The 15,926-nt window shown below is 51.0% G+C and carries 7 protein-coding genes; 6 read left to right on the forward strand and 1 reads right to left on the reverse strand.

Translation table 11 applies throughout. The annotated features are described in order from the left end of the window. Window positions 1-499 precede the first annotated feature (499 nt). From ACGHM3_RS03755 to ACGHM3_RS03770, 4 genes are all read left to right on the forward strand, one after another. Window positions 500-1,630 (forward strand): polysaccharide export protein, encoded by a 1,131-nt coding sequence (locus ACGHM3_RS03755; RefSeq protein WP_345420268.1) that lies wholly within the window; start codon window positions 500-502, stop codon window positions 1,628-1,630. A 79-nt stretch (window positions 1,631-1,709) separates the two neighbouring features. Continuing rightward, a complete protein-coding gene (locus ACGHM3_RS03760; protein ID WP_345420271.1) occupies window positions 1,710-3,923 on the forward strand; it encodes a polysaccharide biosynthesis tyrosine autokinase in 2,214 nt (737 codons plus the stop codon). Between the two features lie 24 nt (window positions 3,924-3,947). After that, window positions 3,948-4,493: a hypothetical protein gene (locus ACGHM3_RS03765; protein WP_345420274.1), complete on the forward strand. Its 546-nt coding sequence runs from the start codon at window positions 3,948-3,950 to the stop codon at window positions 4,491-4,493. Between the two features lie 442 nt (window positions 4,494-4,935). Next, window positions 4,936-6,210 (forward strand): hypothetical protein, encoded by a 1,275-nt coding sequence (locus ACGHM3_RS03770; RefSeq protein WP_345420277.1) that lies wholly within the window; start codon window positions 4,936-4,938, stop codon window positions 6,208-6,210. 42 nt (window positions 6,211-6,252) lie between these two features. Here the strand turns inward: ACGHM3_RS03770 and ACGHM3_RS03775 are convergent, their stop codons facing one another. Then, the gene (locus ACGHM3_RS03775) at window positions 6,253-7,215 is read right to left on the reverse strand and encodes a sulfotransferase (protein ID WP_390517761.1); all 963 of its coding nucleotides are present in this window, start codon (window positions 7,213-7,215) and stop codon (window positions 6,253-6,255) included. A gap of 585 nt (window positions 7,216-7,800) precedes the next feature. Here ACGHM3_RS03775 and ACGHM3_RS03780 point away from each other — a divergent pair. Both ACGHM3_RS03780 and ACGHM3_RS03785 read left to right on the forward strand, forming a co-directional pair. Further along, window positions 7,801-10,941, forward strand: a complete 3,141-nt coding sequence (locus ACGHM3_RS03780; protein WP_345420283.1) for a CRTAC1 family protein — start codon at window positions 7,801-7,803, stop codon at window positions 10,939-10,941. A gap of 197 nt (window positions 10,942-11,138) precedes the next feature. After that, window positions 11,139-15,740, forward strand: coding sequence for a Calx-beta domain-containing protein (locus ACGHM3_RS03785; protein ID WP_345420286.1), 4,602 nt, complete (start codon window positions 11,139-11,141; stop codon window positions 15,738-15,740). Window positions 15,741-15,926: the final 186 nt, after the last annotated feature.

Genomic DNA, 15,926 nt, shown 5'->3' on the forward strand with positions numbered 1-15,926 from the left:
ATATTTCCATTGTCGACCTGGTGGGTGGCGTTTTCGCATTGCTAGGGCGGCGTTTCCTGGTGGCGCTGCCGAATCCCTCAGGCGTGCTCGTATTATAGCCAGCATGGAGAATCGTTCACAATGTACTTATTTAACTATCGAGAGTTTTTATTCCCTAGTTCATAGTAAACAATGTATGAAGGTAGGTGCTGGTTGTAGTTTGGGAGGTTCGGGTAGGGATATTTACTAGGCTGGGCTAATGTTTGCCCCTTTTAGTGTCAGTTCGAGGGTCTGTAGCGGTCCTGGCTCGCATCTCTGCAACCGCTTGTCCGCAGCAGGTACTTAGTTTGTGTCATGGGCGTGGTATTAACTCGTAATTTTGGTATCATCGACTCGTATGTTGCCTTATATCAGTCTGTAGGTTGGTCCCGGCGGCCAACGGCCCTTTTAGGACCAGGCTATTGGCCGGGTGTGACTGGGCAAGCTCGTATTTAGTGCGTCGTTTATCAAGGATTAGATCATGCGCCTAGTCGTTCCCGCGGTAATTTTTAGTTGTGTATCTTTAATTTCTTGTACCATCGTGCCTGGAAGCCACATGAAACGTGGGCTTTTCATGTATGATGATACTCCCCCCGAATATGTAGAGGCTTCTACAGAAATTGATTACATCCCTATCAACTCCACTGTTGTCAGCAATTTAAAAATCCGCGTAGCAGAAACGCCATCCCCAAGCAGAGAACTCGAAGATCTAATTAGTTCTTACAATTACACTGTGGCACCAGGTGATGTGTTGACTATCACAGTTTGGGAGCACCCCGAACTCACAATCCCTGCTGGTTCTTTCCGCGGGGCTGAGGAATCTGGTACCGAGGTCAAGTCTGATGGCACTATCTTCTATCCCTACGCCGGAAGTTTGCAGGTAGGAGGCTTAACCACGTCAGAAATTAGTGCCATGGTGCGAGATCGCTTAGCTGCAGTTATTCGAAATCCCCAGGTTGATGTGCGAGTCGCGGCTTTTCGTAGCCAGAAGGTGTTTTTGAGTGGTGCAGTGGCCCAGCCAGGAACTATACCCATTTCCACGATCCCTCTTACGCTTATTGATGCGATTGAGCAACTTGGAGGTTTGTCGGATGACGCTGATTGGGAGCGCGTGGTATTTGCCCGCGATGGAGTTCAGCAGTTGATCTCATTGAGAGATATATATGAAAAAGGGGAGATGGGGACAAATCTTCTTTTGCGGGACCAGGATGTGATTCATATTCCCCGGTACGACGCAAATAAAATATTTGTACTGGGGGAGGTGAACCTTCCAGGTAGTTTGTTTGTTTCTCGCAATGGAACAACACTGGCTGAAGCCTTATCGGAATCCCGTGGTATCAATGAGAACCGGGCGGATGGCCGAGGGGTGTACGTATTACGTAATACCAGTATTGACAAAGACGACGCAGGTTACCCTGTTTACAAAGCGCAGGTATTTCATCTCAATGCTGCTTCGGCGGTTGGTTTCATGTTGGCAGATCAGTTCCCGCTCAAGCCTCGTGACGTAGTTTATGTATCGGCTGCCCCGATTGCTCGTTGGAATCGGTTTTTGAGCCTGCTTCTACCAAGTCTTGTGGCAACAAATGTCGCTGGGAATATCGAGGACAACTGAGTTTATGTCTCGGCTCCATTTATAGAACCTGAAATGAACCACATAGTGATACGCCACGGTATCCAGGCTTTGAACAAATATGACTGCTAACTTTACTCCAGCAAAAGCAACAGCGACCAACGACGATGATGAAATTAATCTACTAGAACTCTTTTTTGCGCTATACGAAAAGAAGTTCTTCATCGCTATCGTAACGTTTTTCTTTGTTTGCTTGGGTGTTGCCTTTGCTCTCCTCTCCACCCCTATCTACCGCGCTAACGCGGTTATACAGGTAGAGCAAAAATCGTCATCAATCCCAGGTTTGTCTGAAGTAAGCGACTTGTTTGGTGGGGAATCCAGTGCCGTAACAGAGATTGAGCTTATTCGAAGCCGAAAAGTCATCGGTGTGGCGGTAGAAAAAGAGCTTTTGGATATTTCTGTTGAGCCAACATACTTCCCTGTTATCGGTAAGGCTTTGGCTTTGAGAGGTAAGGGAATAACATTGTGGGGAGGCGCGTCTGGCAATGAAGTAATCGAAGTTACTAGGTTTATGGTGCCGGAACATAGGTATGGGCAACCTCATAAGTTGGAATCGCTCGGTAGTGGTGGTTACAAATTGTACTCACCCAGTGGCGATGCTCTTCTGAGTGGCAGGCAAGGTGAGCTTGTTGAAGCGGGTGAGTATTCCGTATTCATACAACAACTTTCGGCTGACCCTGGTGTTGAGTTTACCATTGGTAAGAAGCGCTTTTTAAACACCATACTGCAATACCAACAAAATATGTCTGTAACTGAAAAGGGCAAAGATTCAGGTATCATTGTTCTTTCTTTAGATAACGAATCTCCACAGCGCGCCGAAGATATACTCAACCAGATTGCCAGTGCGTACATTCGACAGAATGTCGAGCGACAATCTGCGGAAGCCGCCCAGAGTCTGGAATTTTTGCATAGGCAGCTCCCCGATGTGCGTTTAAATCTGGAGGGGGCTGAAGACAAGTTTAACCAGTACCAGGTGGAAGCAGGCAGTGTTGACATAAGCGTCGAGACCGAAGCTTTATTAAGCCAAGTTGTTGCTATCGAGTCAGATATTGCACATCTGAAGCTGCAAAAAGCGGAATTGGACCGCAAATATACATCAGACCACCCAACCTATGTTGCGTGGCAAGAACAGCTCAATGAACTCACTTTAAGAAAAAACGAACTCAACGAGAAGGTTAAGGGGTTACCATACACCCAGCAGGAGCTACTTGGGCTCAGGCGAGACCTCGAAGTCAGTACGGAAATCTACACCCAGATGCTGAATAACATTCAGGAGCTTGATATCGCGCGTGCCGGAGCCGTGGGGAATGTGCGATTGATCGACGAGGCAGCCACCAACGTCACCGCCCCTGTGAAGCCAAATAAGAAAATGATCGTTTTCCTGTCATTTGTCTTGGGCTTTCTTCTGGCAGTTGCGATAGTTTTGATAAGAAAAGCCTTGCATAACGGGGTTGAAACTCCAGATGAAATAGAGAATATAGGGCTGCCTGTGTACGCCACAGTCCCTCTTAGTGAAGGGCAGTTGAAACTTAATCAAGCGAATGAGGTTAAGGCAAAAAAGGACGACGATATAGCAAGAATTAGTGCGCAATTGCTGGCTGACTATGATCCGACCGATGTATCGATAGAGGCCCTTCGGAGTCTTCGCACCAGCCTGCATTTTGCGATGCTGGAGAGTAAAAGTAACACCATTATGATTTCAGGTGCCAGCCCAGGGGTCGGGAAGTCTTTTGTGTCTGCGAACTTAGCTGTGTTGCTGGCCAATTCTGGTAAGCACGTGTTGTTGATTGACGCAGATATGAGAAAAGGCCCACTACATACCATGATGGGCATAGATAACAGCATCGGCTTGTCTGATGTTTTGTCCAAGCAGTCGCCATTGTCCAGTGCGATCCGGAGGACTGAAATCCCTACTCTCTATCTTGTTCCTCGCGGTGCTGCGCCGCCCAATCCTTCCGAATTACTTATGAGCGAAACCTTCACTGACTGTATGGAGCGTGTAAAAGAGAAGTTCGATTTTGTCATAGTCGATACTCCGCCAATCCTAGCCGTTACGGACGCAAATGTTATTGGCCAGCAGGTCGGAGTCTCTTTCTTGGTTGTTCGGTACGGGCTCAATTCGGCTAAAGAAATCGAGTTGAGTTGTAAAAGGTTTGCTCAGGCTAACGTCCCAGTTAAAGGTGCCATATTTAACGCGGTGGAGCGAAAAGCTTCGGGATATGGATACGGATATAAGAACTATAACTATTCATATGAATACAAATCCGAAAATTAAAGCCAATTTTAAAAAGCCTTGTTCGTGAGACGATTTAGCCTTTATAGTAGTTTCTTTGCGATCATGGCTTGTTTTTTGCTGGAAGGTTGTGTGCATTTAAAGTCAACTCAATTGAGTGGGCTTAGTGCTTTACTTTCCGAAAAAGAGGATCCGTTGTTACCCTATGAGTGGCAAATTCAATGGGGTGAATATCAGAAGAACGTCTATGCGGTGGATCTGAACCCGGTGTATGTATTTGGTAACGTGTTTGGTGACGGTGTCACACTAGAAAACATGCGCATCCGCGAGGCGGAAGGTTTGGGCAAATTTAACCATTTATGGCAGTTTATTGAACGCGGCGAGCATATCATGGCGTATGAATCAGGCGTGCTGAGGGCGACTTTTAACTGTGGTGGATGGCGAATGGTAAGTCGTGAACCCGTAGTGCGTTTGGAGCAAAATTGTACCGAGTTGAAAGGTCATTTGGCAGTAAATTCCATTGAATTGGACGCTGCAGGCAATGTCTCTAAGCTCGTCTATTCTTTGTTTGAGGGGCGCCCGTCTCTTATCCTCAGCAAGCTGCAATTGTGACTGATTGCGTTATTTTTCCATCTCTTGGTGGTGATTCCCTATCGCCTTCTGGTTAGAGTCAGTAGAGTAGGGCTGAATTATCGGCTCTTAGTTATTGCTCGCTCTCCACTGTGTAACGAAAAATCAAAAAGTGTAATGTATTGCTGTATTGGATTGATTGCATATTGATCTATGGTAACGTCTACATGAAACGATATAGCCTATTACATGGCTAGGTGGCCTTTCCGAAACGCATATCGTTGAGTGCAGTAAGGCTACCTTGACTGTTACTTACTGCTCAAATCTTGGCTTTTCCAAATTTTGTCGCTTTTAAAGTTCAAAAAACGCACTACAATGTCGCACATACGCAAATGCGTTGTCTGTGGGTGCATTTGTACCCCTTTTTTATTGTTCTGCCGTTCTTGCAGAACCGCTTAAAGATGTTGTTCCAAAGGCGCTGTGTTTGAAGCAATTAAGTCAACAAGTTAAATCGCTGTTTCTCGGCTCAACCTTGCTGAGTTCGTCCCTTATGGCCCTGATTCTCAAAGCCGTAGGCGCTGCCGCCAACTTCCTAATGGCGCTGGTGATCACCCAGCAGCTGGGCGCTGAGGTGGCTACCTCGTTCTATGTCTATAGCTACTTCGCTATTATTCTGTCTGTTGTTGTTCGCATGGGGATGGACAGCGTCATTTTACGCCAGGTATCTATGTTCGGCAGGGGGATTGTGTTTAGTACCCTGCGGCGTGCTTTTGGTGTAGTAGTGGTGTGCTCTACCCTGTGTTTGGCCTTGGGTGTTGGGTTTGCTCAGCTGGTCAGTTGGATCTCTACTGATGATGTCTTTATTGTTTATTCCATCGCCCTTACCTGGTCTCTCACCCAGCTCTTGGCCGCAGCGTTTAAGGGCATTGGCCGCAATGCGGTGGCGGCGTTTTTTGATGCCATACCGGTGTCTTGTGTAGTCATTATGGCGGTTCTGCTGGGGTTGGTGCCCGGTGAATCCCTGGTGGTATTGCTGGTGGCCTTACAGGCTATTGCTTTGGTTGTCGCTTTTTGGTTGATGGCCCAGGCGTGTAAAGGGGTTACCCAACGCAGAAATCGCGCGCTGATTTGGTCGATAGACCACATGGCGGTAGATGCTCTTAATTTGTGTATGATCTGGTTGCCGTTCTTCGTGGTGGCAGCCGTTGCGGATGAGGTGGTGGCCAGCAATCTCAATATCATCATTAAGCTTGTGATGGTGGGTAATCTGTTTATTGCGGTGTTTAATGGGGTAACCGCCAAGCGGGTTACTCGCTTGTTAAGCGCCAGCGAGTCCAAGGCGGCGCTTAGGGCTGCTCGTTGCCAAACACTCTACGCGTTACTTTGGGTGTTTCCGGTAACGTTCGCCGTATTGTACGCCGGGTATCGATTCCATCTGTTTGCCGGTATTCAGCACGATGAGCTAGTGATGGCCATGGGTTTTCTGTTGCTGGCGCAGCTTATTAACATCGTCACCGGGCCGGTGGAGGTGATTTTGGCCATGGCACGGCAATCTCGGCGGTTGCTATTGATCACCATGGTGAGTTTTGGTGTTTCCGCCTTGGCGTTATCCGTGTTTGTTTGGTTCTCTTCTTTAGTTGGCGCGGCTTTGTCTATCTTGGCGGGTGTGGCGGCGTTTAACTTTATTTCTGCTAAGCACGTACGCCACCAATTGGGTGGGTGGGTGTTTCCTCGTTTTTACTCTGCTAATCGTATCTAACTAGCTTATGCCGGGCTGGCCCGGCATGCAGTATTGAGGTGGTTAGTTGTACCCCAGGGCTCGGTTTAGTGGCCCGGCCGTGGCTTCAAACTGTCGTATTTCTTCTTCGCTTAATTTACTGCGCCAGCGGTCGTCCGTGGGGCGGATGCCTTCTTCGGCCAGCTTAAAGCGGGTGGGGTTGCCGCCGGCGGAGTGGAATATATCTGTGGTGTTGAATTCCAGCATTTTCGGCTCGTAAGAAAGGCCAAGCCATTGGCATAATTCCTTCGTCCGCTGCTCTGGGTTGCTAGTGAAAGCCTCGTATTGCATAGAGAACACGTGCTCCGGTGCAATCCATTTGTTGATCAGCTCTTTGGTCACTTGGTGGTAGTGTTGCCAGCGCTCGGTGGCTTTGGCAAACCCCATGCTGCCCATGCGGGAAGCGCTTACACCGCGGCCGTCTCGGGTTAGGTGCAGTATGCGTACGTGCTCTGGGAACTCTCGGTAGAGGTGCACGGCCTTGCGCGGCAATTTAGAGGCGTCCACCACCATATCTGCATCCCAGTGGTTGGCGGCGGCATCGAATAGCGCCATGGTGTTTTTGGCTCCCTGCTTGGCAGAAGGCAAAGAGGCCCAGCCACCACCGATTGCGGAGGGCAATTTTAGGCTTAACGTGTCCCAAGCGGAGCGATATTTGGCAATGGCTACGCGGCTTTTAGTCTGCCGTTGGTGGTCTACCTTGCCAGTGCCGCCGGGCCATTTCATGGCATCGTCCAGGTGCAGCCCGTAGGGCGTTTTGCGCATGTCCACACCGGTGGTTTGGCGCAGCTTTTCAAACACCTTTCCCCATTCATTGCACTGGTTTAGCTGAGCGCCGCAGGTGCAGTGTTCATCTAAAGATAACAACTTGGGGATAAAACACACCTCCCCCAGGTTGGCTACTTTAGAGTGCTGGCCTACCACAAAGCTGGTCAGTGTAGAGCCGCCCCGGGGAGACGACATTATATACAGCGCCTTTGTTGTCATGCTGAAGGGTATCCAATAAAAACTAATTGATCATTCTGGTGGGGCGTTCTACGGCATCTTAGCGCGAGGTCGGCCACGTCCTTGGCAAGGTTGCAAGAATACCTGCCATCCTTTTTTATTGCCAGAATTGAGGTTGTAAAAGGTAGTTGTGGGAGGTGGCAGGATTAATATTAGGTTTAATATTAAAATTATTTATTGGTCGCTTGGTGGCAATTGCATTTCGTTTTCAACTCACTTGTAACCAGCTAATCGCAGATACCAGTGTTTAGCATTAGTGGTAGCTTGCTTAGCGTTGGTTAAACAAGAAAACACTATAAAAACAGAGCTAAAACTAACCGAATCAGTATCGGTTTAGGCCGATGGGCGGCATTTTTTCGCTGTTTTACTGTGGTATAGTTCGCACCACTCACACCTTTCACCTTTTTGGAACGCCTGTTAACCATAATGGCGCCACCCGGCACTTGCTTCAAATGCCTTAACATCGGTGTGTACATATATCGCCTCCATAGGCCAGTTGGCAATAGCAACGCGCCGCTCGTGGTCAGGGTTTGACTAAATCACAAAATAAACGGAATAGGGGTTTGCATGAAAATCCGAGGGTTATTTTTAACGCTGTCGCTGTCTTCAGTCAGTGCCTTGGTGGGCGCCGCGCCCATTGCCTTTGAAGATAAATCCAGCCTGTTGGCAATATCTGGCACGGCGGCAGAAACCTGGGGCCTAACCTGGACGGACCTTAACGGCGATGGCTGGCCAGATCTTTTCCTACAAGGCCACAGGGATTACCCACGAATTTTCCGCAACACCGGCAATGGTGTCTTTGAAGATGTGGCCAACGAGTGGGACCCTAACCAACTGTGGATGGACAAAACCTGGGACGACAAGCACGGTGTTTCCTCGGGTGATTTTGATAACGACGGCGACCAAGATTACCTAATGTCGGTGAGTGCCTCTGGTAGCGCGCAGCTTTTGCAAAACCTTTCTGAATCTGGCGGCAAATTTGTTGATGTGGCCTCAGATTTGGGCGTGGCGTGGGATGATAACGCGCGTTTGGGCGAATGGGTAGATTTTAACAACGATGGCCTGTTGGACCTGGTGCAGCACACCCGTAACGGCTCCATTGTGCGTGAGCAGAAAGCGGGCGGCGGCTTTCGTAACCTGGTCACCGATGTCTGCCCAGGCCAGGGCGATTATGGCCAGCTGATTGACGTCAACAATGATGGCTCGCTAGATTTCGTATGTGGCCGCCAAGGCACCTTCCCACAAGAGGTGTACGATTTATCCGGCGGCGGTTTTTCTAACTCCGCCACCTTGAGCAACTTAATCCCCAATGTGGGCAATGTGCTCAATTCATTCGCCGGCGATTTCAACAACGATTTAAAAACCGACATCATTCTGATGCGAGGCTCCTTGCGTCCACCATCCGCTGCCAAAATAGATTCTCACAGCATCGATGGCTGGTTAGCGGGCGGCTCTGAAGACGTGGGCTTTGAATTTGTCGCCAACGGCGCGTTTGATGTGATTTTGGATCACCACCCAATGGGCATTTACGCCAACGCCAAAACTGCTACCTTGTCCGCCAACGGCACTACTTCGGCCTACCTGGGCGGTGCGCAAATTACCTATTCCGCCAGCACGGGCAAGTGGACGGTGAAAAAGGGCGGCTCTTTAGGTTTGTATATTCAGATCCGCGCGGTTAACCCCATTGGTGCCCCCACACTTATTAACATCGATAACGGCGACATGCCAGCATCGCTGTTCCATTTGGAGAACAGCAACTCGGGCTTTTCTGCTCAGTACCGCACCGGTATCTCTAATTTAGAGAGCTGTGTGAGTGGTGTGGCCGCAGATTTCGATAACGACATGGATTTGGATATCTACCTGGCCTGCCAGCATGGCGTTAATAACCTAGCCAATGTGTATATGGATAACCAGGGCGATGGCACCTTCCAGCGTGTTTGGTCCCACGGAGGTGAGGGCCCAACCGGCGCCGGCCTGGAGTATGGTGTGGCCGATAGCGTAGCCTACGCAGACTACGATGTAGATGGCTTTATTGATGTGGCCGTTACCAATGGCATGTTGTATTACCCCTTCAGCGAGGGTGGCCCGTTCACCTTGTTACGCAACAAGGGTAACAGCAACAACTGGGTGCAGTTAGATCTACAAGGTGTCACCTCAAACAGAGATGGCATTGGTGCAAAAATCTATGCCACGGCCGGTGGGGTTACCCAGTTGCGTGAGGCCGATGGTGGTTATCACCGTTGGAGCCAAAATACCAAGCGTATTCACTTCGGTTTGGCCAGTAATGCTCGCGTGAATATTACCGTTGAGTGGCCATCTGGCGAGGTGGATACCTTCACCAATGTGCAAGCCAATAGTGTGTATAAAGCGGTAGAGGGCACTTCTTCTCTATCTAAGGTTACCTTGGGCCCGGTAGTGCGCACTCAAGTAGCCTCCGGCGACGAATGCGGCGAGCCGCCCTATGAGAAAACCTATGGCCCCGGCATCACCATGTGGCGCAATTGCGGCTCTAATGGTGATTGGCAAATTCGCTTTAACAGCGGCCTGTACGACGATCACCCACTGCTCAGCGCCGGTACCATTGAGGGCAATTCCGCCTTTAGCTATGCCAGTGGTTTAAATTTGAATTCTGGCGATGTGCTTAGCCTGGCAGGCCGTTTGTTGTCTTTCGATGTGGGTGTACAAAACAAAGTGGTTGCCAAAAAAGGCATCAACTTTAACACCGGCGTGCAGATTTCATCGTGTATGGAATTTACAGATCAAGATATTCCGCGGGTGATTTTGGGCAGTAGCCAAAAACGAATCACACCGCCATTTGATTTGGTGACTTTGCAATCCTGTGGGTCAAGCACGCCCACACCAACGCCACCTACGCCAACGCCACCGGTGGATGATTCTGCAGCCTGTAATCAACCGGCCTACAACAACAAAACCGAAAAGGGCGTATTTGTATGGAGCGACTGTGACGGCTCTGGCCTATGGCACATGCGGGTTACCGGTGGCGGCGACGCTGGCGGCACGGTTTACCAGGGTGTTCTTGAGTCCTCTGGTGGTGTTAACTACACCGGCTACAGCATAGAAAACAACGATGTGCTGGATACCAGTGTGGCCAACCAATTGGCTTACCAATTAAAGGTTTGGAACAACGCACAGGATGGCATTAACTTTACGCCAGCGGCCAACGCCTGTTTAACCACTACCGATGGCCTGCCGGTGTACGTGGGTGAGTCCCGTTTGGAGTTGGGGTCTTCTATCAACCTCACTACCTTGGAATCCTGTGGTGGTACCACTCCGGTAGACACCACTGCCGCCTGTGGCGAGCCTAGCTACAACAACCGAACCCAGCCTGGTTTCTACGTGTGGAAAAACTGCGATTCTACCGCCTCGGCCGAGAGCTGGTACATGCGCGCAGTAGGTGGTGGTTTGGCTTGGGGGCCATACGCTGGTTCTATCAGCGCCAGTGCGGCCATTTCTGCATCTGGCAGCTCTTTAGAGGGTAACGATGTATTAACCTCTGGTACTACCGTCAACTTTAGGTTGAACGTTGGTGGCGGCGGTGTAGATGGGGCTAATTTATCTGTGCCAGCCTCTAGCAATGCCTGTTTGAACGTTACAAGCTTGCCTTCTGGCTCTCAGGTATATATTGGTGAGGGTAAGCAGGCCATGTCTAATTCCTTCAGCTTGGCTACCTTGGGCAGTTGCCCGTAGCCCCAGCCTTTAGTAAACCCTAAAGAGTAGCCCCTAAACAGTCGAGTGCGCGGCCATAAACAGGCGTTATTGCATCTCAACTGCTTAGGGGCTCTTTCTATCAGTTAAACGCTCCACGTACTTGCCAAAAGCGAGTGGCAGGGCTATTCATTATCAAGCAGGAAGCTTACTTTTTTATTTTACGGAGTGTTACGGGTATGGCGAAACATGCAGCCCTAGCAGCAGGCTTTGCAGCCTCTTTATTGTATTCCGCCGTTAGCGGCGCCATTGAATTTACCGAGGTTCCACCCGGTGAATCTGGCTTAACCTACGTTGGCGAAACCTGGGGTGCCTCCTGGGGAGACTTCAACGGCGATCGCTACCCCGATATTTTCTCCAGTAACCACCGCGAGCGGCCCAGTGTTTGGCGCAACAATGGCGATGGTACCTTTACCGATATTGTCCTCCAGTTTGATTCCACCTCCACTTGGTTAGACTTCCCGTTTGCCGATACCCACGCCGGTGCTTGGGGCGACTTTGACAACAACGGTGTGCAAGATTTGCTGGTGCTCAGTGGGGCTAGCTTTCCGCCGTACCTGTATCACAACAAAGGCGCCGGTATAGCGGTGGATGAAACCACCCTGCGTGGCTTCCCAGATGACGCCGAAGGCCGCACCGCCACCTGGTTGGATTACGACAACGATGGCGAACTGGACGTGGTGATTAACAATCGCGCGCCCAACCAATTTATTGAGCAATCGGCCGGTAATTTTGCGGATATCACCGGCACTGTGGGCTTAGAAAGCTTCCGCACCAATTTCGGCATCCTCACCGATATGGATGCTGATAATACGTTGGAATTTATGACCATCGCCGAGGGTGATTTCCCAGAGAAGGTCTACAAAACGGATTCGCTACCGTTTTTGGATATCACCGATCAGTTTCCCAGTAACGGCTTGGTGCTGGATACCGCTTTTACGGATTTTGACAACAACCTTGTGCCGGATATTTTGCTGGTGCGCGGCAACCTGCGGCCCAACCAAGCGCTAAAAGTGACTGATGGCGCGGCAGGGGAGTTGGATACCATAGAGGGCTGGCTGGCAGGTGGTTCCGATACCGGCACCCGCAGTATCATTTTCAGCTCGCAAAACCCCATCGCTGTAACGCTGTACACGCAGTTGGGCTTACCCAAATTTAATATTGGTGCAGATGGCTATCGGCCAATAGACCGCACCTTTACGCTAGACCCGGCCCTAGCCGAAAACCAAGGCATTGCCGAATACGATGAGGCCGCAGACCAGGGCTTTTACATTGGCTACAACACCGCCACCGGTGAATGGCAAATTAATATGTCGCCGGGTTCCATCAGTACGCGTGGTTACGTTGTGGTGGAGGGCGTTGACCTTGGCGACCCAACCATCCCGGATTTATCCACCGGTGATATGGAAATTGTACCCAAGCTGTTTATGAATGACGGCGTAAGCTTTACCGATGTGAACGGCATTGGCTTGAGTATTCCGGTTTCCTGCGTGTCTGTCGCCACCGGCGATTTCGATAACGATATGGATCAAGACATCTATATGGTGTGCCGTAACGGTATCGAGAATATTGCCAATAAGCTCTACGAGAACCTTGGCGATGGTACCTTTCAAGAGGCCGCGGGCTTTGGCGCAGAGGGCGTAATTGGCGCAGGCCTGGCTGCCGGCGTAGGCGTGGGCGAAAACGTGGTTACCGCGGACTACGACCTAGACGGCTGGTTAGACCTCTACGTATTAAACGGCTTGTTAATGAACCCATTGCGCGTGGGCGGGCCAGATCAGCTGTTTAAAAACACCTCCGGCGAAACCAGTACCAACCGCTATTTACTGTTGGATTTGGTGGGTACGGTATCTAGCCGAGACGCCATTGGCGCTAAGGTGGTTGTTACCGCTGGTGGCGTAACCCAGTTGCGCGAAATGGGCGGCAACTACCACCGCTGGGCGCAAAACCACCAGCGCTTGCATGTAGGCTTGGGCCAAAACGATGTGGCCGACATTGAAGTGATTTGGCCTAACGGCGAGGTAGACAGCTTTACCGGAGTAACGGCCAACGATTTATACGAAATCACCCAGGGCGCCGCGGGTAGCCAAACCGGCGCTATTGCAGCGGTGGCGCCCACGGCTGTGCCTGCCTTCCCTAGCCCCGTCGCCGGGGACGAGTGCGGCGTGCGCCCAGATCAACAACCAGCCAGTTTTGAATTCCATTTCGATGGCAAAAAAGATCGCGGCTTGTTTATCTGGAAAGATTGCTCCGGCACCGGCGAATGGTATGTGCGTGGTACCGCCGGTAACGCCAACGGCATAGAGTACGCAGGCAAGTTAATTACCAATGCAGAGTTTAGCAATGTGCTGGGTTACGGCTTAGAGGCCAATAACGATGTGCTAGACAACTCCAGCCCAGAAGTTATCGACTTCTTTTTGCGTATGTCCGGCGGTGGCGTCGATGGGTTTGATTTCACCCTGCCAGACACCGCAGCGGCTTGTTTGGATATGAGCCAGGTAGCAAACGGTGCCCAGGTGATGCTGGGGCAGGGCCACTTGCCTATCTCCACACCCATTAATCTGGCTACCATGGCAACCTGTATCGACATTGCCGCAGAGGACATCACCGCAGGTGAAGGCGACGGCAGCGTAGCCGTTACCGTGAGCTTATCCGCACCTAGCACTGTGGATGTCACCGTGGATTACGCGCTAGTTAGCGGCACGGCAGAAGCGGATTCTGACTTTGCAGCCGCAGCGGGAACCCTAACCTTCAGCGCTGGTGAAACCAGCGCAACGGTGGAGGTTAGCTTAATCCAAGATGCGCTTTACGAATCCGAAGAGTCCTTTACTCTGGAGCTAAGCAACGCCACAGGTGCGTTTATTTTGGGCGGCCAGGCCACTATTACGATTACCGATGACGAAAGCTGCATCGAGTGTGGCGAGCCAGAAGTAGACGCAACCAGCGAGCAAGCCATATTTGTTTGGAAGGATTTTGACACCGGTGTATGGACAGTACATGCCACCGCCGGTGGTGACTCTGGCGGAGTGGCTTTTGCCGGGCTGATCAGCTCTACCCAGGCGTTTGAAAGCGTTGTTGAAGGTGGCTTGGAGGCCAGCGACACGCTGGATTTCACCACCAGCCCGGATTCCATTGAGTACGAACTGCGTATTTGGAACTCCGGCGTGGATGCCTTCCAGTTTGTGCCAGCCGCAGGGGCGCAAACCTGCTTTACACCCACGGGCCCCGCCGGTTACCCGGTGATGGTTGGTGCCTCCAAAACGGCCATCACAGGGGCATTTAACCTAGAAACCATGGGGGGCTGTTTGGATTTGTCAGTGGCAGATATCTCCGTCAGCGAAGGGGCGGGTGTAGCCAGTTTCACTGTTACGCTCACGGAGCCAAGCACAGAAACCGTAACGGTGGATTACACCACGCAATCTGGTAGTGCCATTGGCGACGAGGACTTTGTGGCCGTTACTACACCGCAAACCTTGGTGTTTAGCCCAGGAGAAACCAGTAAAACCATCGATGTTACGTTGATAGACGATGCCGTCGATGAGGGTGAAGAAGCTTTCACGGTACAGCTGAGTAACTCGGTTAATGCGACCCTAAGTACCTTATCTGCACAGGCAACCATTGTGGATAACGAAACCAATGTCTGTGGTGCGCCGCTATTTGATACCGCCACCGAGCAAGCACTGTTTGTTTGGAAGGATTGCGACACCGGTACCTGGTATGTGCGCAACACCGCCGGCGGCGACTCCTCCGGTGCTTTCTTTGAGGGCCAAGTAGTCAGTGCCGATGGCTTTGAATCCATAGTGGGCTACAGCATTGAAAACAGCGATACCTTGGACAACACCACAGATCCTACCGTCATCGACTTTGTGCTTAAGGTTTGGAACAAGGGCGAGGATGGCTTTGATTTTAAACCAGTGGCAGAGGCGGGCACTTGCCTAAATCTGGATGCTCCCGCGGGCATGACGATTTTGGGTGGCGCAGACAAACAAGTGTTAACCGCACCGTTTGATCTTTCTACCCTGGCTGCCTGCACCTCCATTGCGGTTGACATCTCGGTATCGGATGCCAAGGTGAACGAGGCCGATGGCCAAGTTGCAGTAGCTGTAAACCTCTCCGTTGCCAGTGGCGAACCCATCACGGTGGACTACGTAACCCTGGGCGATTCCGCCACGGGCGATGAAGACTACACCGAGGTAACCGTGCCGGTTACGGTGACCTTTGAGCCGGGCGTTACCTCGCAAGAGGTGGTTATCCCCATTCTGCAAGATGGGCTCGCCGAAGGCAGCGAGGTGTTCACGGTAGAGTTTAGCAATGCGGTGAATGCCAGCTTGGTGGATGGCAGTGCTGAGGTTACGATTTTAGACGACGAGCCCAGCGCCTGTGGCGACCCTACGTTTAACTCCGGCAGCGATCAAAACGCCTATCTATGGAAGGATTGCCAAACCGGCACTTGGCATTTTGCCGGCACCTCCGGAGGTTCTAGCTCGCGGGTTACCTACAGTGGTGCCATCGAGTCTAGCCTGGATATTACCGGCGTTGCTGGTAACAGTGTTGAGGGTAATGACACGCTTAATAGTAATGCCAGCGCGACTATTGTGGACTTTATTCTGCATATGAAGGGCTCTGGTTACGATGGTTTTGAGTTTGCACCAGAGGCCGGCGCTAGCACTTGCCTTAACTTGGACGCTTCATCCCCCGGCGCCGGTGCTGTGCTAGTGGGCGCAGATCAAACTTCGCTGGTTACTCCGTTAGATTTAAACACTCTTCAGCCCTGCCAATAGGTATTTGGCGCGCTACGCCTCATAAAGCCGGCTAACGGGCCCCCGTTGGTCGGCTTTACTGTTTTTTACTCACCGAAACCCCACTTGGCGCGAGATAATAAAATTATTACGTGTGTTGTTAAGCTTAAAGCCAGATTAGTTGCGTAATATATGCAGTAGCGTGACTACATTGCGCGCAATGATTAA

It is taken from the genome of Halioxenophilus aromaticivorans (assembly GCF_042850945.1).
In the GTDB taxonomy this organism is placed as follows: domain Bacteria; phylum Pseudomonadota; class Gammaproteobacteria; order Pseudomonadales; family Cellvibrionaceae; genus Halioxenophilus; species Halioxenophilus aromaticivorans.

Excerpts from the sequence above, each read along its gene's own strand:
- ACGHM3_RS03755 (WP_345420268.1), top strand. The coding sequence starts at position 500 with ATGCGCCTAGTCGTTCCCGCGGTAATTTTTAGTTGTGTATCTTTAATT.
- ACGHM3_RS03760 (WP_345420271.1), top strand. The coding sequence starts at position 1,710 with ATGACTGCTAACTTTACTCCAGCAAAAGCAACAGCGACCAACGACGAT.
- ACGHM3_RS03775 (WP_390517761.1), bottom strand. The coding sequence starts at position 7,215 with ATGACAACAAAGGCGCTGTATATAATGTCGTCTCCCCGGGGCGGCTCT.
- ACGHM3_RS03780 (WP_345420283.1), top strand. The coding sequence starts at position 7,801 with ATGAAAATCCGAGGGTTATTTTTAACGCTGTCGCTGTCTTCAGTCAGT.
- ACGHM3_RS03785 (WP_345420286.1), top strand. The coding sequence starts at position 11,139 with ATGGCGAAACATGCAGCCCTAGCAGCAGGCTTTGCAGCCTCTTTATTG.